This is a genomic window from Micromonospora citrea (assembly GCF_900090315.1).
GTDB classification, from domain to species: Bacteria; Actinomycetota; Actinomycetes; order Mycobacteriales; family Micromonosporaceae; genus Micromonospora; species Micromonospora citrea.
The window spans coordinates 2,610,845-2,636,986 of the sequence record NZ_FMHZ01000002.1; the positions used below are offsets into that span (position 1 = coordinate 2,610,845).

Consider the following 26,142-nt stretch of genomic DNA (forward strand, 5'->3'; position numbering starts at 1 on the left):
TCCCGCAACTGCGATCTTGGTACGGAAAGACCCCTCCAGGGGCCGTTCCGTACCAAGATCTGCGGGGCGAAGCCCGGTCGGCAGGGAGGTGGGCCGGGTCAGGCTGCGGCGACCGGGGAGCGAGGAGCGGCGGGGTGCGGGCCCAGGGCCCGGCCCAGGCGCGCGGCGAGCAGCGCGGCCGCCGCGATGAACCCCGGCAGCAGCAGGAACGCCAGGTGCGGCCCCACCCCGTCGGCCACCCAGCCGAGCGCGACCGGCGCGATGCCGAAGCCCACGCCCATCGAGTACGACGCCCAGCCGGCCGCCCGGTCCGCGGCCGGCCCGGCGACGGCGAGCGCGATCGAGATGGCCAGCGGGTAGTGCAGGGCGTTGCCGAGGCCGAGCACCACGAGGCCGGTGACGGCGAGCCAGCCGACCGGGGCGACCCAGAACAGCGCGAAGCCGAGCAGCGACACGCCCAGCGCGGCCAGCAGCAGGGGCACCGGCCGGTACCGCAGGGCGAACCTGCCGCCGGCGAGCCGACCGACGAACATGCCGCAGACGATCGCGGCCACCGCGGCCGACGCCGCGCCGGCCGCCATGCCGGCGTGCGTGCGCAGCACGTCGGCGGTCCAGAGGGACAGGCACACCTCGATCGACCCGGTGACCGCCATGAGCACCCAGGCGATCCAGTACGCCGACGGGAGCCGCCGGCCGGCCCCGGCGGCAGCCGGCCGGGGCACGTCGGCGACGGGAACCGGCCGGGGCGCTTCGGCGGGGGTGCCGGCGTCGACCGGGTCGGCGGCCGGGGAGCCACCGGGAGCCGCGGCAGCGGGGGCGGCCTGCGGCAGGCGTACGCGAAAGGTCAGGGCGGCCAGCGCGACCAGCGTGATCAGGCCGACCTCGACGGCCATCGCCGGCCGCCAGCCCCACCCGGCGTCGACGCTGGCGCCGATGACCAGCGGGGCGAGGATGCCCATGCCGGCGCAGGCGGCGTTCGCCTCGGTCAGCGCGGCCGGCGCGGCGGTGCCGTGCCGGGCGGTGAGCACGACGGACACACCGCTGATCACCATCATGCCGAAGGCGGCGATCACCGCGACGGCGGTGATCGTGGCGGGCAGGGCCCGCAGGGCGCCGAGGGCGGCGACGCCGACCGCCACGCCGGCCAGCCCGACCCAGATGGCCCGGCCCCGGCCCACCCGGCGGGCGAGCGGCGCGAAGAGCGCCCCGCCGGCCAGCGCGCCGACGGCGATGCCGGTGCTGTGCAGGCCGGCGACGGCGGCGGAGGTGCCCTGCTCGTCGCGGAGCAGCGGCACGACCGGCCCGAATCCGTAGAGGAAGAAGCCCCACAACCCCAGCTGTGCGTAGGTCAGCCAGGTGGTCCGGTCACGGGTGAGGCGGGGCATCGGCCTCACGCTACAAGCGTGCGGCCGGTGCCCCGCCCCTGGTGAGAGGCAACTCTCCCCGCCGCCGGGCTTCCGCTCAGCGGACGGTGCGGGCGAACTGCCGGGCCGCCCAGACGACGCCGGCCGCGGCGAGCACCGCGATGATGGTCAGCCCCTGCCAGACCTTGTCGTCGCCGAGTTCGCCGGCGAAGAGGGCGCGGGTGCCGTCGACCGCCCAGGAGAACGGGTTCCAGTCGGCGATGCCCTGCAACCAGCCGGGGGCGAAGGTGAGCGGCAGCAGGATGCCGGAGAGCAGCAGCACGGGCTGCGCCACGGTGTTCATCAGCGGGGCCAGCGCGTCCTCGCTCTTGACCTTGAGCGCGACGCCGTAGGAGACGGCCGAGGTCATCAGCGCGATCAGGGCGAGCATGAGGTACGCCAGGAGCAGGTCGCCGATGAAGACGCGCAGGTCGAACAGGAGCGCGAGCAGGGTGATGATGACGGCCTGCACGATCAGCGACACCACGTCCCGCAGGGAGCGGCCGAGCAGCAGGGCGAGCCGGCTGACCGGGGTGACCCGGGAGCGTTCGATGACCCCGGCGCGCAGCTCGGCGATCAGGCCGAAGCCCTGGAACAGGCCGCCGAAGATGGCCAGCAGCACCAGCAGGCCGGGTACGAAGATCTTGTAGGCCTCCGCCTGGGTGGGCGCGTTCAGCGCCGGCTTGAGCAGCGGGGCGAAGAGCAGCAGGTACATCACCGGCTGGAAGACGCCGACGAAGACCCAGACGGGGTTGCGCAGCAGCAGCTGGAGCTGGCGCTGGAAGATCAGCCAAGTGTCACGGGCGAGTTTCACGGGTCTCTCCGGTCGGGTCAGGACTCGCGCAGCGAGCGGCCGGTCTTGGTGAGGAAGACGTCGTCGAGGCTGGGCCGGTGCAGTTCGATGGAGTTGAGCGCGAGGCCGGCGGTGTCGACGCGGCGCAGGATCTGCGGGATGGCGGTCGCCCCCTCGTCGACGTAGAGCCGCAGCCCGCCCTCCTCGACGGTCTCCAGCTTGTTGACGTAGGGCTCGCTGTCGAGCAGTTGTGCGGCCTGCGGGGTGGCCGCGGCGTCCAGGCCCACCAGCACCACGTCGCCGGAGATCTCGCGCTTCAGGTCCGCCGGGGTGCCTTCCGCGACCACCTCGCCGTGGTCCATGATCGCGATTCGGTCGCAGAGCGCGTCGGCCTCGTCCAGGTAGTGCGTGGTGATGAAGACGGTCATCCCGTCGGTGCGCAGCCGGCGGATCTCGTCCCACATGTGCGCGCGGCTCTGCGGATCGAGGCCGGTGGTCGGCTCGTCGAGGAAGACGATCCTCGGCTCGTGGATGATGCCGAGGGCGATCTCGACCCGCCGGCGCTGGCCGCCGGAGTAGGTCTTGCACTTGCGGTCGGCGTACTCGCTGAGCTGGAAGGCGTCGAGGGCGCGGCTGGCCCGCCGGTGCGCCTCGGCCTTGCCGATGCCGTACATCCGGGCGTGAAGGACCAGCTCCTCCCGGGCGGTGGACTCGTCCCAGGTGCTGCCGCCCTGGGCGACGTAGCCGATGCGGCGGCGCACCTCGGCCGGGTCCTTGCGCAGGTCGGCCCCGGCGATGCTGGCCTCGCCGCCGTCCGGCTCGATCAGCGTGGCCAGCATGCGCAGGGTGGTGGTCTTGCCCGCACCGTTGGGGCCGAGGAAACCGAAGATCTCCCCCTCGGCGACCTCCAGGTTGACGCCGCGCACCGCGTCGACGGTCTTCGTCTGGCGACCCTCGCGGGAGCGGAACGACTTCCGCAACCCCCTGGTCTCGATCATCTCTGCTCCTGGTCGTCCGGGCCGGTGCGACCGGCCACCTGTCTGTCCCTCGGAGACGACGCCGGACGGCATGCTCCCCCGTGGCGTCCCGGGCAGGCTAACGCGATATAGCTTCTTTGGTCAACGTTGATTATTCGCCGTCCGGCCGCCGGGGTGGCAGCCGCTCCTCCCAGCCCTCCCAACCCTCCGCCCGTTCCATCCCCTCGGGCAGGTACGACACCCCGGACTCGATGCGTTCCGCGATCCGCTCGCACCAGGAGATCTCCGCCTCCGAGCGGGCCGCCCAGAGCTCGAACATCCACCCGACGTGCACGGGCCTGGTGTCACGCATCCAGTCAGAACTCAACGAGGCACGCATCCACTCGACACCGGCGCGCAGCAGGTTCGCTCGGTTGCGCAGGGCCGCTGCCGCTTCCTCGCGCGGCATCGCGGGCAGGAACGAGAAGGCCGCCGCGAACGGGTCCGGCGGCTCGTGCAGCTGCCACCACAGGCCGCGCAGCAGCGTCTCGAACTCCTCCTCCCCCTTGCGCGTCACCTCGTACGTGGTGCGGGCCGGGCGGGCGCCCACCTGCTCGGTGGCCACCTCGCGCAGCAGCCCCTCCCGGGTCAGCTTGCGCAGGGCGTGGTAGATCGAACCGGGCTGCACGTTCGCCCACTTGTCGGCGTTCCAGCTGAGCAGCTCGCGGCGTACGTCGTAGCCGTGCACGGGCTGCATCCACCGCACCAGCCCGAGGATCATCATTCGCGTGGCAGACACCGGACGAGCGTAATAGGCAAATTTGACTAGGGCCCGGCGGAACAGTGCGGCATCCCACACTGAGCGATCGTTAGGGCTCTCAGGGTGGCCGATACACTCCCGGTCAGTAACCACCCGGGAGGAGCTGCCAAGGTGCGCAAGGTACTCATCGCCAACCGCGGCGAGATCGCCGTCCGCGTCATCCGCGCCTGCCGCGACGCCGGCCTGGGCAGCGTCGCCGTCTACGCGGACTCCGACCGGGACGCCCTGCACGCCAGCCTCGCCGACGAGGCGTACGCCCTCGGCGGGGACACCGCGACCGAAACGTACCTGCGCATCGACAAGCTGCTGGAGGTCGCCGCGAAGGCCGGGGCCGACGCGGTCCACCCCGGCTACGGCTTCCTCTCGGAGAACGCCGACTTCGCCCAGGCCGTCATCGACGCCGGGCTGACCTGGATCGGCCCCACCCCGCAGGCCATCCGCGACCTCGGCGACAAGGTGACCGCCCGGCACATCGCCCAGCGCGCCGGTGCCCCCCTGGTCCCCGGCACCCCCGACCCGGTCGGCGGCCCCGACGAGGTGCTCGCGTTCGCCGTCGACCACGGCCTGCCGGTCGCCATCAAGGCCGCCTTCGGCGGCGGCGGGCGCGGCCTGAAGGTGGCCCGCACGATGGAGGAGATCCCGCACCTGTTCGAGTCGGCCACCCGCGAGGCGGTCGCCGCGTTCGGCCGGGGCGAGTGCTTCGTCGAGCGCTACCTCGACAAGCCCCGCCACGTCGAGGCGCAGGTGCTGGCCGACCAGCACGGCAACGTGATCGTGGTCGGCACCCGGGACTGCTCGCTGCAGCGCCGGCACCAGAAGCTGGTCGAGGAGGCCCCCGCGCCGTTCCTCACCGACGCGCAGCGCGCCCAGATCCACGACAGCGCCAAGGCGATCTGCCGGGAGGCCGGCTACCACGGCGCCGGCACGGTCGAATACCTCGTCGGCGCCGACGGCACCATCTCCTTCCTGGAGGTCAACACCCGCCTCCAGGTCGAGCACCCGGTCACCGAGGAGACCGCCGGCATCGACCTGGTCCGCGAGCAGTTCCGCATCGCCGACGGCGAGAAGCTGCGCTTCACCGAGGACCCGACGCCCCGTGGGCACGCCATCGAGTTCCGGATCAACGGCGAGGACCCGGGCCGCAACTTCCTGCCCGCCCCCGGCACGGTCACCGCGCTGCGGCTGCCCACCGGCCCCGGCGTGCGGGTGGACACCGGCATCTCGGCCGGCGACGTGATCGGCGGCAACTTCGACTCGCTGCTGGCCAAGGTCATCGTCACGGGCGAGACCCGTACCGAGGCGCTGGAGCGGGCCCGCCGGGCGCTCGACGAGATGGTCGTCGAGGGCATGGCCACCGCGCTGCCGTTCCACCGGCTGGTCATCCGGGACGAGGCGTTCACCGCCGAGCCGTTCACCGTGCACACCCGGTGGATCGAGACCGAGTTCGACAACACCGTCCCGCCGTTCACGGCCGCCGCCGGCGCCGCCGAGGAACCGGCCGGGCGCGAGACCGTCGTGGTCGAGGTGGGCGGCAAGCGGCTCGAGGTGGTCCTGCCCGCCGGCCTCGGCGGGGGTACGACCAGCGCCGCGCCCGCCGCCCGCAAGCCGGCCCGCCGGGGCGGCGGAGCCAAGGCCGGCGCCGCCGTCAGCGGCGACGCGCTCACCTCGCCGATGCAGGGCACCATCGTCAAGATCGCCGTCGCCGACGGGGACACCGTCGCCGAGGGCGACCTGGTCGTGGTGCTGGAGGCGATGAAGATGGAGCAGCCGCTGCACGCCCACCGGGCCGGCACGGTCAGCGGCCTCGCCGCCGATGTCGGCGCGGTGATCAGCGCCGGCGCGGTCATCTGCACCATCGCCTGAGTGTGTGGGGAGGGCCCACCACCGTTCCGGCGGCGGAGGGGGCCTTCCCACCCACCGGCGCGCGACCGCGCCGGGCGGCGGCCGGTGCCCGCGGTCAGCGCAGTTCGGTGCGGGCGACCGCCCGGACGGCGGCGGTCAGCGCGTCCAGGGTGGTGGAGTCCACCCGCCAGTGCTGCCAGTACAACGGGCGGTCCAGGTGACGCCCGGCGCCGAGGTCGACGCAGCGGCCCGCCGCGATGTCGGCGCGGGCGATCCGCTCCGGCACCATCCCCCACCCCAGGCCCAGCCGCACCGCCTCGTTGAAGCCGTCGAAGGACGGCACGTAATGCACCGGCGGGTCGATCCGGCGCCGCGTGACGGTGCGGGCGAACCTGTGCTGGAGCTGGTCCTTGCGGTCGAACGCCATCATCGGCGCCGCCGCGAGGGCGGCCTCGGTGAGGCCGTCGGGGAAGTGCCGGGCCGCGAACCCGGTCCGGGCGAGCGCGACGTACCGCATCGCCCCCAGCCGTTCCACCCGGCACCCCTGGACGGCCTCGCGCTGCGCGGTCACCGCCGCCATCGCCGTGCCGTCGCGGATCAGCTCCGCCGTGTGGTCCTCGTCGTCCCGGCGGACGTCGAACAGGAGCGCCAGCTCGGCGGGAAGCCGCGCCAGCGCGCCGACGAACCAGGTGCCGAGCGAGTCACCGTTCGCCACGACGGTCACCCGGGTGGGGGCGGCGCCGCCCGTCGTCGGAGGGCGGGCGGCGTCCAGCGCCTCCCGCTCCAGCAGGGCCACCTGCCCGGCCAGCCGCAGCAGCGGCCGGCCCGCGTCGGTGGCCTGGCACGGCTTCGTCCGGCGGACCAGCACCTGCCCGACGGCCTGCTCCAACGCCTTCATCCGCTGGCTGACGGCCGACGGGGTGACGTGCAGGGCGTGCGCGGCCGCCTCGAAGCTGCCCTCGCGGACCACCGCGGCGAACGTCCGGAGCTGCGTGGTGTCCAGCATGATGAAGCTCAGCTTATCCGGCATGAGAATCCTTAGCTGGGCTGCATCGGCGGCGACCCGTAGCGTCGGCTCGTGCCCGAGATCCTCAGCAGCTCCGTGGCCGGTTCCGCCGCCGCCGGCTTCTCCCTCGCCATCGCGCTGATCGCCGCCATCGGCGCGCAGAACGCCTTCGTCCTGCGGCAGGGCCTGCGCCGCGAGCACGTGCTGCCCGTGGTCGCCGTCTGCGCCGCCTCCGACGCGCTGCTCATCTCGGTCGGCATCGCCGGCATGGGCACCGCCACGGCGGAGCACCCCACCGCCCTGGCCGCCGTCCGCTGGCTGGGGGCCGCGTTCCTGCTCGGGTACGCCGTGCTGGCCGCCCGCCGCGCGCTGCGCCCCGACGGCCTCTCCCCCGCCGACCGGCCGCCGGCCACCCTCGGGGCGACGCTGCTGGCCTGCCTCGCCTTCACCTATCTCAACCCGCACGTGTACCTCGACACGGTGCTCCTGCTCGGCGGGGTGGCACGCCAGCACCCGCACCACTGGGTCTTCGGCGCGGGCGCGGCGCTCGCGAGCGTGGTGTGGTTCACCGCCATCGGCGCCGCCGCCCACCGGCTCGCGCCCGTGCTTGCCCGCCCGGCGGCCTGGCGGGTGCTCGACGGCCTGGTCGCCATCGTGATGACCGCCACGGCGGCGGGGCTGGCGCTGGGCTGACCGCCGTCCCGCCCGGTCCTGCGAGGGGCCGCCGCCGCGCCGCCGCGGTCAGGGGGTGTTTTCCGCGACCACCACGGGTGCGGGGCCCGACCGGCGGGAATGATGGCGGGGTGCGGTTCCTACACGGCGCGGCTCCCGCGCACGACCTGACCTACAACGACGTCTTCATGGCCCCGGCCCGGTCCGAGGTGGGCTCACGGCTCGACGTCGACCTGGCCACCGGCGACGGCACCGGCACCACCATCCCGCTCGTCGTGTCCAACATGACCGCGGTGTCCGGTCGCCGGATGGCCGAGACAGTCGCCCGGCGCGGCGCGATCGCGGTCATCCCGCAGGACATCCCGATCGAGGTGGTGGCGAACGTCGTCGCCTGGGTCAAGCGGCGGCACCTGGTGCACGACACCGCGATCACGCTGGGCCCGACCGACACGGTCGGCGACGCCATCCATCTGCTGCCGAAGCGGTCGCACGGCGCCGTCGTGGTGATCGACGAGGAGAGCCGGCCGCTGGGCGTGGTGACCGAGGCGGACACCGTGGGCGTGGACCGCTTCGCCCAGCTCCGGCACGTCATGTCCACCGAGCTGCACACGGTGCCGGCGGACGCCGACCCGCGTACCGGCTTCGACCGGCTCTCGGCCGGCCGGCGCCGGCTCGCCCCGGTGGTGGACGCCGAGGGCCGCCTCGTCGGGGTGCTGACCCGGCAGGGCGCGCTGCGGGCGACCCTCTACCGGCCGGCCGTCGACGACCGGGGCCGGCTGCGCATCGCCGCCGCCGTGGGCATCAACGGCGACGTGACCGGCAAGGCGCGCGCCCTGCTGGAGGCCGGGGTGGACACGCTGGTCGTGGACACCGCGCACGGCCACCAGGAACGGATGATCACCGCCCTGCGGGCGGTCCGCGCGCTGGACCCCGGCGTCCCGGTCGCGGCCGGCAACGTGGTGACCGCCGAGGGCGTACGCGACCTGGTGGAGGCGGGCGCCGACATCGTCAAGGTGGGCGTCGGCCCCGGCGCGATGTGCACGACCCGGATGATGACCGGGGTGGGCCGGCCGCAGTTCTCCGCCGTGCTCGACTGCGCGGCGGCGGCCCGGCAGCTCGGCCGGCACGTCTGGGCCGACGGCGGCGTACGCCACCCGCGCGACGTGGCGCTGGCGCTGGCCGCCGGCGCGTCGAACGTGATGATCGGCTCCTGGTTCGCGGGCACGTACGAGTCCCCCGGCGACCTCTACACCGACGCCGACGGCCGCCGCTACAAGGAGAGCTTCGGCATGGCCTCGGCGCGGGCGGTCAGCGCGCGCACGGCCGACGACAGCGCGTACGACCGGGCCCGCAAGGCGGTCTTCGAGGAGGGCATCTCCTCGGCGCGGATGTACCTGGACCCGGCCCGGCCGGGCGTGGAGGACCTAATCGACGAGATCATCGCCGGGGTACGCAGCGCCTTCACCTACGCCGGCGCGCGGGACCTGGCGGAGTTCCACGAGCGGGCCGTGGTCGGCGTGCAGAGCACGGCCGGCTACACCGAGGGTATGCCGCTGCCCACGAGCTGGTGAGGCTCCCGTCGTCGGCGGGCGGACCACCGGTTCGCCCGCCGACGCCCGTCCCGGCCCGGGCGCAGGTTCGCAGCCCCACCGGCGCGCGTCACAGCCCGGTCCGGCAGGCCTCGCGGCCCGCCCGCGTCCATGGCTGCCGGGCGGCCGACGATGGCTCGCGGCCCCGTCTGCCCCCTGGTCCGTGGCTGCCGGCGCCCGACGGCTTCGCGGCCCCGTCGGCGTCCGTCAGGGCTCCGGGAAGAGGCGGTGGATGACCGCGCGGGCCGCCGCCCGGGGGTCGTTGCCGACGCGCTCCGGCAGCGCGCCGGCGAGCCAGAGCGTGGCGAAGCCGTGCACGATCGACCACGCGGCCAGGGCGTCACCCTGCGGGTCCTCCGCCGTCGGCCGCGCCTCGGGCAGCCCGGCGACGCCGGCGCGCAGCGCGTCGCCGGCCCGCTCGCGGGCCGCAACCACCTCCTCGGCGTCGGTGCGGTAGAGGTCCGGCCGGAACATCACCTCGAAGTGCGCCCGGTGGCTGACGGCGAAGTCGACGTACGCGACGCCGCCGTCCAGCAGGTCGCCCGCGTCGCGCAGCGCCTTCGCGAGCAGGTCGAAGCCCTCCGTGGCGAGGGCGGTGAGCAGGCCGGCCTTGTCGCCGAAGTGGTGCGCCGGAGCGGCATGCGACACGCCCGCCCGACGGGCCAGGTCCCGCAGGCTCAGCGCCGCCGGGCCGGACTCCTCGATCACCTGCACCGCCGCGGCAAGCAGGGTGCGACGCAGGTCGCCGTGGTGGTAGCCGCGCGTTCCGGTCATGCCGCGATCCTATCTTGCCATTGACAAGATGGCACCCTGGGGCACTCTCGCCGGCGACAGGTGCGCCGCGCCCGCCGCCGTCACAAATTCGTTTGGGCCCTGACGATCAGGGGGCTAATGTGACTCCCATGGAACTGATCCAGCTACGGGACGTGCCCCTCGGGCGCCTGCTCGTGGTCGCCGGGCACGTCGCCAGGCAGCGGTGGAACCGTTACCTCGCCGAGGAACACGGGCTCACCCAGGCCGGAACGGCGACCCTGATGACCCTCGCCGAGCACGGCGAGCTGCCGCACCGCACCGTGGCCGAGCGGTGCTTCGTCCGCCCGGCCACCCTGACCGGCATCGTCGACACCCTCGAACGCGACGGCCTGGTCGAACGCCAGCGCGACGAGACCGACCGGCGCAGCGTCAAGCTCGTCCTCAGCCCGGCCGGCCGGGCACGGGTCGACGCGCTCAACGCCGTGATCCGCTCCGGCACCCCCCTGACCTCGGTCGACGCCGACCCGGCCAAGGCGGCGGTGATCCGCCAGTTCCTCCTGGAGGTCATCGGCAACGCCGACCCCGGCACGACGGGTGAGGTGCCGGGATGCTGATCCGACTGCTGCGCACCCACCTGCGGCCGTACCACCGCCCGCTGGCGGCGGTGGTGCTGCTCCAGTTCGTCGGCACCATGGCGTCGCTCTACCTGCCCAGCCTCAACGCCGACATCATCGACCTGGGCGTGGCCCGGGGCGACACCGGCTACATCGTCCGCACCGGCGGCTGGATGCTCGCGGTCAGCCTGGTGCAGATCGTCTGCTCGGTCGCCGCCGTCTACCTCGGCGCGCGCACCGCGATGGGCTTCGGCCGGGACGTACGGGCCGCGGTGTTCGGGCACGTCAACCGCTTCTCCGCCCGCGAGGTGGCCCGCTTCGGCGCGCCCTCGCTGATCACCCGCAACACCAACGACGTCCAGCAGGTGCAGATGCTCGTGCTGATGAGCTGCACCATGCTGGTCGCCGCGCCGATCATGAGCGTCGGCGGCGTGGTGATGGCGCTGCGCGAGGACCTCGGGCTCTCCTGGCTGATGCTGGTCAGCGTGCCCGCGCTGGCCGTCGCGCTGTGGCTGGTCATCCGGCGGATGGTGCCGGGCTTCCGCCTCATGCAGACCCGCATCGACACGGTCAACCGGGTGCTGCGCGAGCAGATCACCGGCATCCGGGTGGTCCGGGCGTTCGTCCGGGAGCCGTACGAGACGGAGCGCTTCGCCACCGCGAACGCCGACCTGACCGCGACGGCCCTGCGCACCGGCCGGCTGATGGCGTTGATCTTCCCCGTGGTGATGCTGGTGCTCAACGTCTCCAGCGTCGCGGTGCTCTGGTTCGGCGCCCAGCGGGTCGACGCGGGGGCGATCCAGGTCGGCGCGCTCACCGCGTTCCTGCAATACCTGATGCAGATCCTGATGGCCGTCATGATGGCCACCTTCATGCTGATGATGGTGCCGCGGGCGGCGGTCTGCGCGGAGCGGATCGTCGAGGTGCTGGACACCGACTCCTCCGTGGTGCCGGCGCCCCGCCCGGTGACCGAGGTGTCGGCGCACGCCGAGCTGGAGCTGCGCGGCGTGGGCTTCCAGTACCCGGGGGCGGCCGCGCCGGTGCTGCGGGACGTGTCGTTCCGGGTGACGCCCGGGACGACCACGGCGATCATCGGCAGCACCGGGGCCGGCAAGACCACCCTGCTGTCGCTCGTCCCCCGGCTGGTCGACGTGACCGCCGGCGCGGTGCTGGTCGACGGCGTCGACGTACGCGACCTGGCGCCGGACGAGCTGTGGCGCCGGATCGGGCTGGTGCCGCAGAAGCCCTACCTGTTCACCGGGACGGTGGCGAGCAACCTGCGCTACGGCAACCCGGACGCGACCGACGACGACCTGTGGGCCGCGCTGGAGATCGCCCAGGCGCGCGACTTCGTCGAGGCGATGCCGGAAGGGCTGGCGTCACCGATCGCGCAGGGCGGCACGAACGTCTCCGGCGGCCAGCGGCAACGGCTGGCGATCGCCCGGGCCCTGGTGCGCCGGCCGGAGATCTACCTCTTCGACGACTCGTTCTCCGCGCTCGACCTCGGCACCGACGCGCGGCTGCGGGCGGCCCTGCGCCCCGTCACGGCGGACGCCGCCGTGGTGATCGTGGCGCAGCGGGTCTCCACCATCGTCGGTGCCGACCAGATCATCGTGCTGGAGAACGGGGGCGTGGTCGGGATGGGCCGACACGACGAACTGCTGGACACCTGCCCGACGTACGCCGAGATCGTGGCGTCCCAGAACACGGCGGGGGTGCCCGCGTGAGCACGCGAACCGGCGGTGTGGCGCCGCGAGTGGCCGCCGAGCGGAGCGAGGTGGCCGCGTGAGCGCCGTACCGCAGCAGAAGCCGGCGGCCGAGCCGCCGACGCCGAGGCGGCTGCCGCCCGGCGGGCAGCGCGGCGGCCCCCCTTGGGGTGGCGCCGGGATGCCGGCGGAGCGGTCGATGAACTTCGGGCCGTCGGCCCGGCGGCTGCTGCGCCGGCTGCGGCCGGACCGCCTCCAACTCGTCGCCGTGGTCGCGCTGGCGGTGGTCAGCGTCGGGCTGAGCGTGGTGGGGCCGAAGGTCCTCGGCTGGGCCACCGACCTGATCTTCACCGGGGTCATCGGCCGGCAGTTGCCGGCGGGCACCACCGCCGACCAGGCGGTGGCCGCCGCACGGGCGGCCGGCAACGACAACTTCGCCGACATGCTCGCGCGGATGGACGTGGTGCCCGGCGTGGGCGTCGACTTCGCCGCCCTGGCGCGGGTGCTGCTGCTGGCGCTCGGTCTCTACCTGGCGGCCAGCCTGCTGATGTGGTGGCAGGGCTGGCTGCTCAACGGCGTGGTGCAGCGCACCGTGCTGCGGCTGCGCGCGGACGTGGAGGACAAGCTCAACCGGCTGCCGCTGCCCTACTTCGACCGGCAGCCCCGCGGCGAGCTGCTCAGCCGGGTCACCAACGACATCGACAACATCTCGACGAGCCTCCAGCAGACGCTGAGCCAGCTGCTCACCTCGCTGCTCACCGTCGTCGGCGTGCTGGCCATGATGTTCTGGATCTCGCCGCTGCTGGCCCTGGTGGCGCTGGTCGCGGTGCCGGTGTCGGTGGTCGTCACCGGCGCGATCGCCAAGCGCTCCCAGCGGCAGTTCATCGCCCAGTGGACGCACACCGGCGAGCTGAACGGCCAGATCGAGGAGGCGTTCACCGGCCACGAGCTGGTGAAGGTCTTCGGCCGGCAGCGCGAGGTCGAGGCCGCCTTCACCGCCAAGAACGAGGAGCTGTTCCGGGCCAGCTTCGGCGCCCAGTTCGTCTCCGGGATCATCATGCCGGCGATGATGTTCGTCGGGAACCTCAGCTACGTCGCGATCGCCGTCGTCGGCGGCCTGCGGGTGGCGTCGGGCTCGATGAGCCTCGGCGACGTGCAGGCGTTCATCCAGTACTCCCGGCAGTTCACCCAGCCGCTCACCCAGGTGGCCTCGATGGCCAACCTGCTCCAGTCCGGGGTGGCCTCGGCCGAGCGGGTCTTCGCGGTGCTCGACGCCGAGGAGCAGAGCCCGGACCCGGCCCGGCCGGCCCGGGTACGCGACCCGCGCGGCCGGGTCGAGTTCGAGCACGTCTCATTCCGGTACGCCCCGGACAAGCCGCTGATCGAGGACCTGTCCCTGGTGGCCGAGCCCGGGCACACCGTGGCCATCGTCGGGCCGACCGGGGCCGGCAAGACCACCCTGGTCAACCTCGTCATGCGCTTCTACGAGCTGGACGCCGGGCGGATCACGCTGGACGGCGTGGACGTCACGACCATGCGCCGCGACGACCTGCGCGGCCGGGTCGGCATGGTCCTCCAGGACACCTGGCTCTTCGGCGGCACCATCCGCGACAACATCGCCTACGGCCGGCCGGGCGCGACGGAGGAGGAGATCCGGGCCGCGGCCCGGGCGACGTTCGTGGACCGGTTCGTGCGCAGCCTGCCCGACGGCTACGACACGGTCATCGACGAGGAGGCCAGCAACGTCAGCGCCGGCGAGAAGCAGCTCATCACCATCGCGCGGGCGTTCCTCGCCGAGCCGTCGCTGCTGATCCTGGACGAGGCGACCAGCTCGGTGGACACCCGCACCGAGGTGCTGCTCCAGCGGGCGATGGCCGCCCTGCGCTCGGACCGCACCAGCTTCGTCATCGCGCACCGCCTCTCCACCATCCGCGACGCCGACCTGATCCTGATGATGGAGGACGGCCGGATCGTGGAGCAGGGCACGCACGACGAGCTGCTCGCCGCCGGCGGCGCGTACCACCGGCTGTACCGGTCGCAGTTCACCCAGCCGGTGACGGAGGAGGACCCGGTCGCCGTGGAGGCGGGCGTCGCGGGGTGACCGCCCGGCGGCCACCCGTGCCGACGGCGCGGGTGGCTCGGGGCGGGCCGGGGCACGTCCCGGCCCGCCCCGACCGGTCGACCCCCGGGACGCCGGCCGCGACCGGTCAGCCCCGGGGCGCCCGCCGCGACCGGTCAGCCCCGGGGCGCCCGCCGCGACCGGTCAGCCCCGGGGCGCCGGCCCGACCGGTCGGCCGCCGTGCGCGCGGGCCGCGTCGGCGATCAGGCGGAGGGCCTGCGGGGTCGGCATCGGATCGAGGGCGCGCCCGCCGCGCAGCCGGAGGGAGACCCGCCCCTCGGCCGCCTCCCTGGCCCCGACGACCCCGACGTACGGCACCCGGCGGCGTGCCGCGTCGCGGACCCGGGAGCCGAGGGAGCCGCCCGAGTCGACCTCGGCCCGCAGCCCCGAGGCCAGCGCGTCCCGGGCGAGCCGGGCCGCCGCGCCCGCCTGCTCGTCGCCGACGGGCAGCACCACGAGCTGCACCGGGGCGTACCAGGCGGGGAAGGCGCCCTCGTGCACCTCGATCAGGTACGCGAACAGCCGCTCCATGCTGCCGACGAGGCTGCGGTGCACCATCACCGGCCGACGCCGCGCCCCGCCCGCGTCGGTGTACGACAGGTCGAACCGCTCCGGCTTGTCGAAGTCGAGCTGGACGGTGGAGAGGGTGAACTCCCGCCCGGCGGCGTCACGCACCTGGATGTCGATCTTCGGCCCGTAGAACGCGGCCTCCCCCGGCGCCTCGGTGAACTCCACCCCGTCGAGCGCGGCGCGCAGCAGCTCCTCGGCCCGCGCCCACCCGGCGTCGTCCCCGACGTACTTCTGGCCCGGCCCGCGCAGCGACAACCGGAACCCGGCCGGCCGTACGCCGAGCGCGGCGTGCGCCTCGCGGATCAGCCGGAGGATCTCCCCGACCTCCTCGCCCACCTGCTCCAGGGCGCAGAAGTTGTGCGCGTCGTTGAGCGAGATGGCCCGCACCCGGGACAGCCCGCCGAGCACCCCCGAGCGCTCGGCCCGGTACATGCCGCCCAGCTCGGCGATCCGCAGCGGCAGCTCCCGGTAGGAGCGACCCCGGGCCCGGTAGACGAGGGCGTGGTGCGGGCAGAGCGCCGGCCGCAGCAGGAACTCGTCGTTGGCGGAGAGGCGCATCGGCGGGAACATGTCCTCGGCGAAGTAGCCGAGGTGGCCGGAGCGCTCGAAGAGTTCCCGCCGGCCCAGCGGCGGGGTGTACACGTGCTGGTAGCCGGCCCGGCGCTCCAGGTCGCGGACGTACTCCTCGACGGCGTGCCGGGCGGCGGCGCCAGCCGGCAGCCAGAGCGGCAGCCCGGCGCCCGCGAGGGGGTCGGAGTCGAACAGGTCCAGCTCCCGGCCGAGCCTGCGGTGGTCGATCATGTCGCGCTCCTTGATCGGGTACGACCCGGAGGCGAACCGGTCACCGGACGCCACGAGGCCCCGGGGCGGATCGCCCCGGGGCCTCGTCGACGGTCAGGTCAGTACGGCGCGCCGGGGTCTCCCGGCGTCGTGGTGGATACCGCACTGCGCATACGGCGACGCTACGTCCCCGCCGCAGGGGTCGCAGCTGTTTTTCCGGCGGCCCCGGCACCCGGTCGGCGCGGGTGAGCCGCGCCCCGGCGATTCGGTCGGCGTCGGATCGCGCGACGGCCCGGCACGCCGGGTGGCGTGCCGGGCCGGGTGGCGTGCCGGGCCGGGTGGCGTGCCGGGTCAGCGGCGGGCGCGGAACGCCTTGACCACGCTGTCGACGAGGTCCCAGAGCACGACCAGCGCGGTGCCGGCGACCACGATGGTGGCGACGGTGTCGAGGTTGTCGCCCTCGCCGAGCCACTGGAAGCGGTCCACCAGGTCGGGGTTGAGCAGCCGGTCGGTCGACATCAGCCAGACGACCGGCACCGCGAACGCCAGGTCGAGCACCGCGTTGACCGCGACCAGCGGCCAGGTCCACCGGCCCGCCCGGTACTTGGCGATCTCCAGGCCCACGGTGGCGACCAGGACGGCGATCAGGAACGGCAGCCAGAAGCTCCACAGCGCGGGGTCGAGGGCCGGCAGGTTCCCGTCGCCGTCGGCGGGCACGAACGACCGGAAGTGCTGCAACGGCAGGTAGGCGATGAAGAGCGCCAGGAAGCCGATCGAGGCGGCGGTGTCGGTCAGCGTGATCTGCCGCTCGGCCGGGCTCTCCGGGAGCTGGTCGACGCTCCACTCGGGCAGGTGCAGGGGCGTCCTGGTGCGCTCCAGCACCGCGAACACCAGGGTGACCCAGAAGGTGATCTGGATGGCCACCGTGAGGGCGGTGGCCACGCCCTCCCCGACGGCTGCGCCGGCGTCGTCGCCGTCGGTGGCCGCCAGCAGGCCGACCAGCACGCCGACCGTCGCCGGCACGAAGCTGAGCAGCAGCTTCAACAGCCGCTCCCAGGCGAGGTAGTAGGTCGGGCCGATGAGCTGCAACCGGCGGTCGGCGTAGCGGGCGGCGAGCTTCGCCGGGTCACCCAGCTCGGTGAGCACCTCGCGCTCGGCGACGGCGGCGTCCTGCCCGCCCGCCGTGCGGCCCTCGACCATGTCGGCGATCGAGGCGCGCAGCTCGGTGGCGATCTCCTCGCGGCGCGCGACCGGCACCGAGCGCAGTGTCGCGGCAAGATAGCGGTCGGTCAGGGTGGTCATCGGTCGGCTCCTTCGATCAGCCTGGTCAAAGAGGTGTGCACGGCGGTCAGGTCGGCGAGGAGGCGGTCCAGCACCGCCTCGCCGTCGTCGCTGGTCCGGTAGAACTTGCGGGGCCGGCTCTCCTCGGTGTTCCACTCGCTGGTCAGCAGCCCCTGCTCCTCCAGCCGCCGCAGCAGCGGATAGAGCGTGTTGGCGTCGACCGGGAAGCCGTGGTCGGAGAGGCGTTGCAGCAGCGCGTAGCCGTAGTCGGGGCGGCGCAGGGCGACGAGGCTCGCCACCACCACGGTGCCCCGACGCAACTCCTGGAGGTGCGTCCGCAGGATCTCATCGCTCACCATGCGTCACACCATACTGTGCGACGCACACCATTGTCCATCCGACAACAACGTGCCGTTCGACATGGTTGTGTCAGAGGAAGAACAGGCGTGATCGGCGGGAGCGGTGAAGCGCCACGAAGCCGTCGACGGCGGGCGGACGCGAGAGGTGTTCTCCCGACCGGACCGGAACCCGTTCCACGGGTTGTCGGGGTCGGTGAAGATGGGCCGCCGGCACGGGACCTGCCGGCGGCCCGCAGCGGCCCGACCATCGAAAACGGGGGATCCGACGGTCGCGGGGCCGCGCGCAGACAACGGTACGCCGGGCGGCCGCGATCCGCCGCCCCCTGACGGCGTGCGGAGCATCCGGCGCGTTCACCGCCGTCGGGCACGCCGGCCCACGGCGCCGGCCGCGCCGTCACCTGTGCGGCGGTTCGCTCGTTGTGTCCGGTGGCCCTGCCGTGTCGGTGGTCACCACGAACGAGGGCCGTGCGCGGTGACGCCGGACACGCCGTCAGGCTCGGTACACCGATCGGTCCGTCCGGCGAGGTGGCAGTGGTGCCCGAACTACTCACTGAGGTCGCGTCGCCCACCTGGGCGTACCTCGCGCTGCTCGGGCTGCTCGTCGCCGACGCCTTCGTCCCGGTCATCCCGACCCAGGTCATCATGATCACCGGCGGCGCCCTGACCGTGTACGGAGGGCTGGACCTGCCGGTGACCATCGCGGTGGGCGCGCTCGGCGTCTTCGCCGGGGACCTCGCCTGCTACCTGCTCGGGCGGGGCGCGCCGGACCGCCGGCCGGCACCCGACGCCGCCCGGGGCCGGGCCCGACGGGTCGCCGGCCGGGTCACCCGTGGACTGCGCCGGCCGGGTCCCCTCGTGATCCTGCTCTGCCGCTTCGTGCCGGGCGGCCGGATGGCCGCGTGCTTCTCCGCCGGCCGCAGCCGCTACCCGTACCGCCTGTTCCTGCTCTACGAGGGCCTGGCGGCGGCGGGCTGGGCGACCTACGGCGGGCTGGTCGGGCACCTGGGCGGGACGGCGCTGACCGAGTCGGCGTGGCGGCTGGCGGTGATCGCGGCCGTCGCGGCGGCCGGTTTCGGCGCGGCGGGATGGGCCATGACCGTCCTCGGCGCCCGGCGGGCCGCCACACCGGATCCGGCGGTGCCGGTCGTCGTCCCGGCGCGGGCGGACGGGGGCGTCGACGCCGCCTAGGGGTGGTCCCCGGGGCCGAACTCCGTGGACCGCCCGGATCCGTCTGGGGTGGCCCGCGCGACAGGCTGAGGCATGCCTGGAACCCGGAACAGTGGACTGCTGGCCCTCGGCGGGATCGCCGTGGCGGCGCTGCTCGCCGTGATCGGCCACGTCGAGGTGAACGAGGACCTGAACCCCTGGGCACTGACCGTCAGCGACTACGCCGTGTCCGACCGCGGGGGCGTGATCGACGTGGCCATGGTGATGCTCGCCGTCGCCACCGCCGTGCTCCTGCCCGCCCTGCGGCGCACCCACCGGCCCCCGGTCGGCCGCCCCGGGCGGGCCGCCGAACTGCTCCTGGCCGCCTGGATCGGCGGACTGCTGCTGGCCGCCGTCGTGCCGACGAACGAGCCCGGCCTGCCCATGGACACCGCCGCCTACGTCCACCGGTACGCCTCGGTGGTCGCCTTCCTGGCGCTGCCGTTCGCCGGCTGGCTGCTCGCGGCCCGGCTGCCCGTCGGCGCCCGCGCGGTGCGCGGGCTCGTCCTGGCCAGCCTGGTCCTCGCCGCGGCGATGGTCTGGTCGGCCTACCCGGGCGACCGGCTGCTGATCGGCCTGGTCGAGCGGCTGCTCATCGTCGTCGAGGTGGCGGTGCTCGCCGTCGTCGCGGTCGCCCTGCTGCGCCGCCGCGCCGGGCGGGAGGTGGCGCCCGACCCGGCCCGCCGGGCGGGCCGGAACGCCCTCCGCCCGCCCACGGCCGGCGCGGCGGGGGCGGTCACTCCAACTCGTGGAGCATGAGCTGACGGGCCGCCTCGGTGATCGAGCCGGAGAGGCTCGGGTAGATCGTGATCGTCTGGGCCAGCTCGTTGACCGTGAGGTTGTTCTCCACCGCCATGGTGATCGGCAGGATCAGCTCGCTCGCCTTCGGCGCCACCACGACGCCGCCGATCACCTGGCCGCTGGCCGGGCGGCAGAAGAGCTTGACGAAGCCGTCGGCGAGGTCGTCCATCTTGGCGCGGGCGTTGCCGTCCAGCGGCAGCATGACCTGCCGGGCCGGCACCTTGCCCGCGTCGACCTCGTCCTGCGAGACGCCGACGGTGGCCAGCTCCGGGTCGGTGAAGACGTTCGCCGCGACGGTACGCAGCCGCAGCGGCCGGACCGCCTCGCCGAGCGCGTGCCACATCGCGATCCGGCCCTGCATGGCGGCGACGCTGGCCAGCGGCAGCACCCCGGTGCAGTCGCCGGCGGCGTAGATGCCGGGCACGTTGGTGCGGGAGACCCGGTCGACGGTGACGTAGCCGCCCCGGGCCAGCGCGACGCCGTACTCGGCCAGGCCCAGGTCGGCGGTGTTGGGGATCGAGCCGACCGCGATGAGCGCGTGCGAACCGGACACCTTCCGGCCGTCGGAGAGCTCGACCTCCACCCCGTCGGGCGTACGCCGGACCGCGTCCGCCCGGGAGTTGTTCAGGATGCTCATGCCCCGGTTGCGGAACACCCGCTCGATGGCCATCGCCGCGTCGGCGTCCTCGTGCGGCATCACCCGGTCGCGGCTGGAGACCAGGGTCACCTGGACGCCCATCGCGAGGTAGGCGCTGGCGAACTCGGCGCCGGTGACGCCGGAGCCGACCACGACCAGGTGCTCGGGCAGCTCCGGCAGGTCGTACACCTGACGCCAGGTCAGGATGCGCTCGCCGTCCGGCACGGCGGTGGGCAGCTGACGCGGGGTGGCGCCGGTGGCGACCAGGACCGTCGACGCGTCGATCGTGTGCTCGCCGCCGCCGTCGGCCGGGGTGACGATCACCCGGTGGGTGTGGCCGAGCGTGTCCTCCCCGAGCCGGGCGGTGCCCGCGACGAACGTCACGCCGGCCTTGACCAGCTTCGCGTGGATGTCGGCCGACTGGGCCAGCGCGAGGCGCTTGACCCGCTCGTGCACCGCCCGGGCGTCGACGGTGACCGCCTCCAGCCCGTCGGAGTGCACCCCGAACTCCTCCGTGTCCCGGTAGCCGGTCACCACCTCGGAGCTGGCGATGAACGTCTTCGACGGCACGCAGTCGGACAGCACGCAGGCCCCGCCGGCGCCTTCGGCCTCCACGACGGTGACGTCGGCGTCAAGCTGCGCGGCGACCAGAGCCGCCTCGTAGCCCGCCGGTCCGCCGCCGATGATCACGATCCGGCTCACAGCGCCGTCCCTTCGTTCGCGACTGCGGGGCTCCGCTCCGCTGCACTCCTCACGCTCACCGGGCCATCCTTTCGTTCGCGGCTGCGGGGCTCCGCTCCGCTGCACTCCTCGCGCTCACCGTGCCCGCCCCCGACCAGTGCTCACAGTGACTTTCTTCTCCCGAACGCGTCCGACACGCACCGTCGTATTCTCCCCCACCCGGCGGGCGGGCTATCGTCATCGCCGTGCGTCATTACGCCGCCTACGGCTCAAACCTCGACCCCGCCCGCATGCGCGCCTACTGCCCGCACTCGCCGATGGTGGGCACCGGCTGGCTGGAGGGCTGGCGGCTCACCTTCGCGGGTGAGGACGTCATCGGCTGGGAGGGCGCGGTCAGCACCGTCGTCGAGTCGCCCGGCGACCGGGTCTTCGTGGCGCTCTACGACATCCACCCCTACGACGCCGCCCAGCTCGACGAGATCGAAGGCGTGACCGCCGGCACGTACCGCAAGCTGCACGTGCGCGTCTCGACCCTCGACGGCGACGTCACCGCGTGGGTCTACGTCTTCGACGGCTACGAGGGCGGCCTGCCCACCTCGTGGTACCTCTCGGAGATCGCGAACGCCGCCGAGAAGGCGGGCGCCCCGGACGACTACGTCACCGAGCTGCGGTCCCGCCCCACCGGCACCGCGTCGGCGTAGCGCGTATCCCACGGCCCCCAGTCTGCTCCGGGGCCGGGCCGGGCCTCCAGCCGGCCCCGGCCGGGGTCGTCAATCACACACGGCCGGCCCCGACCGGGGATCGCCGGTCACCCGGCGGCGGCCGGGACGACCAGCTCGTACATGTCGGTCCAGCGCACCTCGCGCAACCCCACCGAGCGGTAGAGCGTCACCGGGGCGGTGGGGTTGGTCAGGTCCACGCCCAGCCCGGCGGACTCGCGGCCCTTGGCCGCGTAGGTGGCGAAGGCCCGCAACAGCAGCGCCGCGCCCACCCCCCGGCGCCGGTACGCCGGCAGCACCGACAGGGCCCGCACGAAGCCCTCGTTCTGCTCCAGCGCCTGGTCGGAGGACTGGAGCGCCCCGGCCGGCACCCCGTCGACCTCGGCGACGAACCACTCGTCCCAGGTGGTGCCGAACGGGATGATCCGCTCCCGCCACCGGTCGAAGTCGACCGGCTCGTAGTCCGGGGTGTCGCGGAACGCGGTGTCGTAGATCCGGTGGAACTCGCGCAGGTCGGCCTCGTCGTCGCCGCGCAGCGGGCGGACGGTCACCCCGGGCGGGGGCGGCGGCTCGGCAGGCAGCCCGGCCAGCGGGCGGCGCATCCGCACGTACCGCTTGGCGCGGGTGAACCCGGCCTCGGCCAGCTCTTTCGCCCAGCGCGTCTCGGGGGCGAAGACGGCCGTACGCACCGTCAGCTCCGGCAGGCCCCGCTCGGCGGCGCGATCGGCGACCCGGTCGAGCTGCCGGGCCAGCAGGGGCGCGCGCAGGTCGTCGCCCCGCGCCGGGTCGACGTAGACCTCGACGAACTCGCGCCCGACGCCGGTCGGGTTGTCGAGCGTCGCCCAGGCCACGACCACGCCGTCGGGGTCGGTGACCACCCACGAGTCGCGGGCCGGGTCGAAGAACGGCGCGGTCAGCGCGGCCGTGACGTCCTCTGCGTCGAAGTCGGGGTGACCGACGGCGAAGGTGTCGGCGGCGTGCACCACGGCCAGGATCGCCGGCACGTCGTCGTGGGTGGGACGGCGGGCGTGCCGGCCGGCGGGAAGAGTCACGGGGGCGATCCTGACAGGCGGGCCGGCCGGTGCGCCGCCGAATTTCGCCCGGCCGCCCCGGGCCGGCTCAGCCCACCGGCGCGGTGGGTTCCAAGGCGGGCCCGGCTCAGCCGCCGCGCAGGTGGCCCCCCGAGCGGGACCGGCTCAGCCCACCGGCGCGGTGGCTCCGGGGGCGGGACCGGCTCAGCCGCCGCCGCGCAGGTGGGCCCGGGTCGCCAGGAGCAGGTCCACCAGCTCGGCGCCGTCCGCCGGGCCGAGGGCCGCGAAAGCCGCCGAGACCAACCGGTCCGTCACCGCCTCGGCCCACAGCCGCCGCCGCACCAGCGGCCCGACCGGCGGGTACGGCGGCGGCCAGCCGCAGGCCACCGCCCCGGCCTCCCCCTCCGGCCCGGCGAGCACCGCCTCCAGCGGGGTCATCCCGCCGGCCCGGACGGCGAGCAGGTGCGCCCCGGCGAAGTGCTCCCGGAGCAGACGCAGGCCGACGGCGGCCCGGGCGCCGGCGGTGCGCTCCGGCACCGGCATCGCCCGCCAGGCGGCGAAGAGCGGCATGCCGCTGGCGTCCGCGGCCTCGACCGCCCGGCCGAGCAGCGCCGCGAGCCGGCCCGCACCGGGGAGGGCGTCGAGCCGCTCGTCGCCCCACCGGCAGCACTCGGCGAGGGTGGCGGCGGCGACCTCGGCCGGGCGGACGGTGCGCAGCGCCGCGTCCCACCCGTCGGCGACCGCGTCGGGGGCCAGGAAGCCGAGGGCGGCGGCGACCGTCTCGGCGCGGACGTCACCGAGGGCGCCGGCCCGGCCCGTGACGTAGAACGACCAACCGGAGATCCCGAGCAGCCGGGCCCGGCGCAGGGTCGTCGGGCACCGGGTGTAGGCGTCGCCGAGTTCGAGCACGATCGGCTTGCTGGCCGCGGCGACCTGCTCCGGCGTCATCCGCCCGCTCCCGGGGTGCCCCCTCCGTCCACAGGGGTCAGTCTGCCCCGCCGTCGCCCGCCTCGGCATCCCCCTCTTCGGCGTCGAGGGCCTCCACCGCCGCCTCTACCTCGCCGGCGCGGCGGCGGGCGGCGGTCACCGTCCGCTCCGCCCCGCGGCGGGCCAGCTTCGCCCGGCTCAGGTCCTGCTCGGCGACGGCCCGCCGCCGCTCCAGCTCGGCCAGCTCCGCCTCGATCGCGTCCAGGGCGGCGGCGCCGTCGCGCTCGGCCGCCGTCGCGTCGGCCAGCTCCGACTCGGCCCGTTCCTGTTCGGTACGCGCCCTCGCCAGCTCCTTCTCCAGCGCCCGGCGCCGGCGGGCCCGCTCCGCGCGGGCTGCCCGTTCCGCCTGCTCGGCGCGGAGCGCGGCCCGGTCGACGCCGGCCCCGCGCCTGCCGGACGGTGTCGGCCGGCGCTCCGGTTCCGGCTCCTCGCCGCCGGTCACCAGGCGCAGCTGCGGGCGGGGCACCTCCCCGAACCCGGCGTAGTGGGCGGCCCGCAGCAGCCGGCCGGACCGGACCTGCTCGGCGACCTCGGTGTCGGAGAGCGCGGCGTTGAGGGTGCCCTCCACCTCGGCCAGCGGCAGCTTCCCGGCCGGCGGCGCCCCCTCGGCCCCGGCGGCCAGCTTGCGCACCTCGGCGACGAGCGCGCCGACCACCGCCCGTCGCTGGGCGGACAGCTCCCGCAGCCGGGGCCCCTTCAACTCGCGCTGGGCGGACCGCAGCGCCTCGGCGAGCTGGGCCAGGTCGGCGACCAGCTCGGGGCGGCGGATGGCGAGCAGGTTGACCAGCCAGGCGGCCACGGTGGGGCGGCGCAGCCGGGCGATCTCCCGGGCGGTCTTCGGGTCGCCGGCCCGCCGCGCCTCGGCGACGGCCTCGTCGCGGATCGCCACGAACCGGTCCGGTGGGGTGGTGTAGAGCCGGTGCACCAGCTCTCGGGGCGGGCCGGGCATCGCCGTCAGGCGTCGATCCGGGTGCCCGGTTCGAGCCGGCGGTAGTCGACCTCGGAGAGCCGGGCGAAGTTGTTGTTCAGCACGGCGAGCCCGTTGTCGTTGAGCAGCCCGTCGTGCAGCGCGTACGCCCGGCGCGGGGCGACGGCGCGGAGGAAGTCCAGCGACTCGGAGAACTTCGTCCACGGGGCGTGGATGGGCAGGAAGAGCGTGTCGACCCGCACGTCCTCGGGGACGACCAGGGAGTCCCCGGGGTGGTAGACGACGTCGTCGAGCAGGTAGGCCAGGTTGTCCACCACCGGGATGTCGGGGTGGATCACGGCGTGCCGGCCACCGTACGCGCGCACCGGCACGCCCGCGGCCGTGAAGGACTGTCCGGGTTGGACCGCCTCGAGGGCCTCGGCCGCGTCGCCCAGCATCCCGGCGAGCGAGGCCGGGCCGTGGATGGTGAACGGCCGACGGTCGAGCTGGCGGGTGACCGCCTCGACGTGCACGTGGTCGGGATGCTCGTGGGTGATCAGCACCGCGTCCGCCCCGTCGAGCGCCGCGGGCTCGCTGAACACGCCCGGGTCGATGACCAGCACTCCCCCGTCGTGCTCCACGCGGAGGCAGGAGTGGGCGTACTTGGTGACGTGCATCGTGACTCCAAGATTATCGAATCGTGATGTCCTGAGCGCAGTCTGCCGGAACCGGCGTATCGACGCGCCGCGTCTGAGGTATCGCCCCGCACGGGGCGACGACGAGGGGAGCCGGGATGGACGGACGGGAACGACGGCGCCGGGGCGTACGGCTGACGGCTGTCGCGCTGGTCGCACTGCTGGGGCTGGCGGCCTGCGGCAGCGGCGACTCCGGCGGGCGCGAGGACTCGGCCGCCAGCGCGCCGGAGGCGGCGCCGGCGGACCGGGACCGGGCCGGCGGCGCGGCGGAGCAGGGCGAGAAGGGCGCCGGCGCGGGCGCGCCGGACCTGCGCGTCGACCAGCGGTCCATCATCTACACCGGCTCCATGCGGGTGAAGGTTGACGATGTGGACGCCGCCGCGCGCAGCGCGATCGCCACAGTGACGGCGGCCGGCGGCTTCATCGGGGGCGACCAGCGACGCAGCGCCGACGCCGACGCCACCGCGAGGCTGGAGCTGCGGGTGCCCGCCGCGAAGTTCCACGGCGTGGTGGACGAGTTGGCGAAGCTGGGCCGGCAGGAGCGGCGGGAGATCCGCACCGAGGACGTCACCGAGCAGGTGGTCGACCTGGACGCCCGGATCACCACGCAGCGCGCCCGGGTGGAGACCGCCCGCAAGCTGCTGGCCCGGGCCACCACGATCAGCGACCTGGTGTCGCTGGAGAACGAGCTGGCCCGCCGCGAGGCCGACCTGGCCTCCCTGCAGGCGAAGAAGGACAGGCTGGCCGACCTGACCAGCCTGTCGACGATCACCGTGTCGCTGGTCGGGCCGGACGCGAGCACCGCCGACGAGGAGACCGAGGTGGGCTTCATGGTCGGGCTCGAGGGCGGCTGGAAGGTCTTCCTGACCTCGATGACGATCCTGCTGACCGTGCTGGGCGCCGTGCTGCCGTGGCTGCTGGCGTTCGGCGTGCCGCTGGCCGTCCTGCTGATGGTGCTGCGCCGCCGCCGGCGTCGCGCCGGCCCGCCGCCGACCCGGCCGGGCGGACCGGCCGGCCCGCTGCCCACCGCGCCGCCGCCGGTGCCCGCGGCCCGGCCCGGGCAGTGACCGGGCGGGTGCCCGTCCGGGCGGTGCCCCGGGCGGGCACCGTCCCGGCCGTACCCGGGGCGGGCACCGTCCCGGCCGTGACCAGGCGGGCACCGTCCCGGCCGTGACCGGGCGGGCACCGTCCCGGCCGTGACCGGGCGGGCGCCCG

23 protein-coding genes and 1 pseudogene are annotated in these 26,142 nt (G+C 74.6%); 10 read left to right on the forward strand and 14 right to left on the reverse strand.

Translation table 11 applies throughout. The features are described from left to right. Positions 1-98: 98 nt before the first annotated feature. From GA0070606_RS11850 to GA0070606_RS11865, 4 genes are all read right to left on the reverse strand, one after another. Positions 99-1,385, reverse strand: a complete 1,287-nt coding sequence (locus tag GA0070606_RS11850; RefSeq protein WP_091097901.1) for an MFS transporter — start codon at positions 1,383-1,385, stop codon at positions 99-101. Between the two features lie 76 nt (positions 1,386-1,461). Continuing rightward, positions 1,462-2,217: an ABC transporter permease gene (locus GA0070606_RS11855; RefSeq protein WP_091097905.1), complete on the reverse strand. Its 756-nt coding sequence runs from the start codon at positions 2,215-2,217 to the stop codon at positions 1,462-1,464. Between the two features lie 17 nt (positions 2,218-2,234). Further along, on the reverse strand, positions 2,235-3,194 hold the full coding sequence (locus GA0070606_RS11860) for an ATP-binding cassette domain-containing protein (protein ID WP_091097909.1): 960 nt from the start codon (positions 3,192-3,194) through the stop codon (positions 2,235-2,237). A gap of 130 nt (positions 3,195-3,324) precedes the next feature. Next, the gene (locus GA0070606_RS11865) at positions 3,325-3,936 is read right to left on the reverse strand and encodes a PadR family transcriptional regulator (protein WP_091097912.1); all 612 of its coding nucleotides are present in this window, start codon (positions 3,934-3,936) and stop codon (positions 3,325-3,327) included. A 147-nt stretch (positions 3,937-4,083) separates the two neighbouring features. Between GA0070606_RS11865 and GA0070606_RS11870 the strand changes: the two genes are divergently transcribed. Beyond that, on the forward strand, positions 4,084-5,835 hold the full coding sequence (locus GA0070606_RS11870) for an acetyl/propionyl/methylcrotonyl-CoA carboxylase subunit alpha (RefSeq protein WP_091097914.1): 1,752 nt from the start codon (positions 4,084-4,086) through the stop codon (positions 5,833-5,835). Positions 5,836-5,929: 94 nt separating this feature from the next. Here the strand turns inward: GA0070606_RS11870 and GA0070606_RS11875 are convergent, their stop codons facing one another. Continuing rightward, entirely contained in the window at positions 5,930-6,820 is an 891-nt protein-coding gene (locus GA0070606_RS11875) for a LysR family transcriptional regulator ArgP (RefSeq protein WP_091107629.1), read from the reverse strand. A 96-nt stretch (positions 6,821-6,916) separates the two neighbouring features. On the opposite strand from GA0070606_RS11875, the gene GA0070606_RS11880 reads away from it, so the two are divergent. Both GA0070606_RS11880 and GA0070606_RS11885 read left to right on the forward strand, forming a co-directional pair. After that, entirely contained in the window at positions 6,917-7,513 is a 597-nt protein-coding gene (locus tag GA0070606_RS11880) for a LysE/ArgO family amino acid transporter (protein ID WP_091107631.1), read from the forward strand. Positions 7,514-7,623: 110 nt separating this feature from the next. Then, entirely contained in the window at positions 7,624-9,063 is a 1,440-nt protein-coding gene (locus GA0070606_RS11885) for a GuaB1 family IMP dehydrogenase-related protein (protein ID WP_091097917.1), read from the forward strand. 225 nt (positions 9,064-9,288) lie between these two features. On the opposite strand, the gene GA0070606_RS11890 is transcribed toward GA0070606_RS11885, so the two are convergent. Next, positions 9,289-9,855, reverse strand: coding sequence for a TetR/AcrR family transcriptional regulator (locus tag GA0070606_RS11890; RefSeq protein WP_091097921.1), 567 nt, complete (start codon positions 9,853-9,855; stop codon positions 9,289-9,291). A gap of 128 nt (positions 9,856-9,983) precedes the next feature. Between GA0070606_RS11890 and GA0070606_RS11895 the strand changes: the two genes are divergently transcribed. From GA0070606_RS11895 to GA0070606_RS11905, 3 genes and pseudogenes are all read left to right on the forward strand, one after another. After that, positions 9,984-10,448 (forward strand): MarR family winged helix-turn-helix transcriptional regulator, encoded by a 465-nt coding sequence (locus GA0070606_RS11895; protein WP_091097925.1) that lies wholly within the window; start codon positions 9,984-9,986, stop codon positions 10,446-10,448. Beyond that, complete coding sequence (locus tag GA0070606_RS11900) at positions 10,442-12,175, forward strand: ABC transporter ATP-binding protein (RefSeq protein ID WP_091097928.1); 1,734 nt, start codon at positions 10,442-10,444, stop codon at positions 12,173-12,175. The genes GA0070606_RS11895 and GA0070606_RS11900 overlap by 7 nt, the downstream gene beginning before the upstream one ends. 58 nt (positions 12,176-12,233) lie before the next feature. Further along, positions 12,234-14,345, forward strand: a pseudogene (locus GA0070606_RS11905) (ABC transporter ATP-binding protein); the annotation flags it as partial. A gap of 72 nt (positions 14,346-14,417) precedes the next feature. On the opposite strand, the gene thrS reads toward GA0070606_RS11905, so the two are convergent. The 3 genes from thrS to GA0070606_RS11920 form a co-directional block, all read right to left on the reverse strand. After that, positions 14,418-15,644, reverse strand: a complete 1,227-nt coding sequence (thrS, locus tag GA0070606_RS11910) for a threonine--tRNA ligase (RefSeq protein WP_091107633.1) — start codon at positions 15,642-15,644, stop codon at positions 14,418-14,420. A gap of 330 nt (positions 15,645-15,974) precedes the next feature. Beyond that, on the reverse strand, positions 15,975-16,925 hold the full coding sequence (locus tag GA0070606_RS11915; protein ID WP_091097936.1) for an HAAS signaling domain-containing protein: 951 nt from the start codon (positions 16,923-16,925) through the stop codon (positions 15,975-15,977). Then, complete coding sequence (locus GA0070606_RS11920) at positions 16,922-17,263, reverse strand: PadR family transcriptional regulator (RefSeq protein ID WP_091097940.1); 342 nt, start codon at positions 17,261-17,263, stop codon at positions 16,922-16,924. The genes GA0070606_RS11915 and GA0070606_RS11920 overlap by 4 nt, the downstream gene beginning before the upstream one ends. Before the next feature lie 534 nt (positions 17,264-17,797). Here GA0070606_RS11920 and GA0070606_RS11925 point away from each other — a divergent pair. Beyond that, the gene (locus tag GA0070606_RS11925; protein ID WP_091107635.1) at positions 17,798-18,451 is read left to right on the forward strand and encodes a DedA family protein; all 654 of its coding nucleotides are present in this window, start codon (positions 17,798-17,800) and stop codon (positions 18,449-18,451) included. A 72-nt stretch (positions 18,452-18,523) separates the two neighbouring features. Further along, entirely contained in the window at positions 18,524-19,228 is a 705-nt protein-coding gene (locus GA0070606_RS11930) for a DUF998 domain-containing protein (protein WP_091097942.1), read from the forward strand. Here GA0070606_RS11930 and GA0070606_RS11935 read toward each other — a convergent pair. Beyond that, entirely contained in the window at positions 19,206-20,609 is a 1,404-nt protein-coding gene (locus tag GA0070606_RS11935; protein ID WP_091097945.1) for an NAD(P)H-quinone dehydrogenase, read from the reverse strand. The two genes, GA0070606_RS11930 and GA0070606_RS11935, sit on opposite strands and share 23 nt — an antisense overlap. A gap of 224 nt (positions 20,610-20,833) precedes the next feature. Here GA0070606_RS11935 and GA0070606_RS11940 point away from each other — a divergent pair, with 224 nt between their 5' ends. Further along, on the forward strand, positions 20,834-21,289 hold the full coding sequence (locus tag GA0070606_RS11940; RefSeq protein ID WP_091097949.1) for a gamma-glutamylcyclotransferase: 456 nt from the start codon (positions 20,834-20,836) through the stop codon (positions 21,287-21,289). Between the two features lie 107 nt (positions 21,290-21,396). Here GA0070606_RS11940 and GA0070606_RS11945 read toward each other — a convergent pair whose 3' ends face one another. The 4 genes from GA0070606_RS11945 to GA0070606_RS11960 form a co-directional block, all read right to left on the reverse strand. Continuing rightward, positions 21,397-22,359 carry a GNAT family N-acetyltransferase gene (locus GA0070606_RS11945; RefSeq protein ID WP_091097953.1) on the reverse strand — a complete coding sequence of 321 codons (963 nt, stop codon included), beginning with the start codon at positions 22,357-22,359 and terminating at the stop codon, positions 21,397-21,399. A 183-nt stretch (positions 22,360-22,542) separates the two neighbouring features. After that, positions 22,543-23,286: an SCO6745 family protein gene (locus GA0070606_RS11950; RefSeq protein WP_091097957.1), complete on the reverse strand. Its 744-nt coding sequence runs from the start codon at positions 23,284-23,286 to the stop codon at positions 22,543-22,545. 37 nt (positions 23,287-23,323) lie between these two features. Next, positions 23,324-24,274: a hypothetical protein gene (locus GA0070606_RS11955; RefSeq protein ID WP_091097961.1), complete on the reverse strand. Its 951-nt coding sequence runs from the start codon at positions 24,272-24,274 to the stop codon at positions 23,324-23,326. 5 nt (positions 24,275-24,279) lie between these two features. Continuing rightward, positions 24,280-24,909, reverse strand: a complete 630-nt coding sequence (locus tag GA0070606_RS11960; protein WP_091097965.1) for an MBL fold metallo-hydrolase — start codon at positions 24,907-24,909, stop codon at positions 24,280-24,282. Between the two features lie 116 nt (positions 24,910-25,025). Between GA0070606_RS11960 and GA0070606_RS11965 the strand changes: the two genes are divergently transcribed. Further along, positions 25,026-25,994 (forward strand): DUF4349 domain-containing protein, encoded by a 969-nt coding sequence (locus GA0070606_RS11965; protein ID WP_091097969.1) that lies wholly within the window; start codon positions 25,026-25,028, stop codon positions 25,992-25,994. The last annotated feature ends 148 nt before the right edge of the window (positions 25,995-26,142 follow it).